Source organism: Ferrimonas senticii DSM 18821 (assembly GCF_000422665.1).
Classification (GTDB): Bacteria; Pseudomonadota; Gammaproteobacteria; order Enterobacterales; family Shewanellaceae; genus Ferrimonas; species Ferrimonas senticii.
Window position 1 is genome coordinate 1 of record NZ_AUGM01000036.1, and the last position, 1,164, is coordinate 1,164.

At 46.2% G+C, this 1,164-nt stretch carries 1 protein-coding gene; it reads right to left on the reverse strand.

Features of this window, described 5'->3' with window-relative positions; all coding sequences use genetic code 11:
• Positions 1 to 128 precede the first annotated feature (128 nt).
• On the reverse strand, positions 129 to 1,164 hold a 1,036-nt coding region (locus G506_RS19730; protein ID WP_035387352.1), incomplete at its 5' end, for an IS91 family transposase.

Here is a 1,164-nt window from a genome sequence, read left to right on the forward strand (position 1 = left end):
GCAAAAGCCATCCCTTATTGCAAAAAGGAGATGGGGATCGATTTATTGTGTTTAGTGCCAGTTAACATTTCCTCAGAGAGTGTAATTTCTAACCTGATTTCCTTATTTTAGACACATTGATCCTGCGTTTAGCTGCGTAACCATCGCTTTTTCTCCAGGTTATGCAGTCTTTCTGACAACAATTCCGTTGCTTTTTTACCCATTTGCGCCCCGGTGAAAAGCAGCCTGTCGCCACACAGAATACATTTGTACGGATCGGTACGCAGAAATCCTTTCATCAGCACAGAAAAACCTGGGTTCTCCGGTTTTTTACGTGCCGTCATCTCAAGTGCCTTATACACTTTCGGCAATAGTTTTCCTCGTTTACGATTCGACAAAAAACCAGAGTAACGCACCATTTTAAAATGCCTGGCCGGAATATGGCTTATATAGCGTCTAATCATCTCTTCCTGCGGCAGAGTCTGCTGCCGATGCTGGCCAGTTCGGTGGTCATGGTAGTGATGAACAACGGCACCCCCTCGGTAATGCCGCAGTTTTGACGCAGATACCGGTGGGCGTTTAAGGTAGCGACCGAGGTACTTAACACTATGCCATGCCCCTTTCGTTTTTTTAGCAAAGTGCACTTTCCAATAACGTCCGTACTGCGCCCTCAAGTAACGCCGCCAATGTTTTTTGTCACGGATATGGCCAAGACCGGGAAGAAGGCCAGGGTTAATTAAATCATAACTGTGACGCAGTAGTCGGATAACAGCCCCTCGCCAGATTTCTTCGACATCCTTTTTTTTGAAAAACAGCTTTCGCCATACACTATGTTTACTATCCAAACCCCCTCGAGTGACGGAAACATGAACATGCGGATGTTGATTGAGTTGCCGGCCATAAGTATGCAAGGCACAGAAAATACCAATTTCGATACCCTGTTTGCGAGCCAACTGCAGCATAGCTCGAGTGGCTGCCCGAAACAGAGCATTAAGTAGCGGCCAGTTATTGTTAAAAAAAGGCCAAAGGAGATGTGGCATGGTGAAAGTAATGTGTTGCCAGTCGCAGTCGGGTAAAATATGAACCTGCTGTGCTAACCACTGCTCGGTGGCTTTAAAGCCACATGAACTGCAGGCTTTTGACTTACAGCTTTGGCAGAAAAAACGGCTGTGAGAACAATCAGAC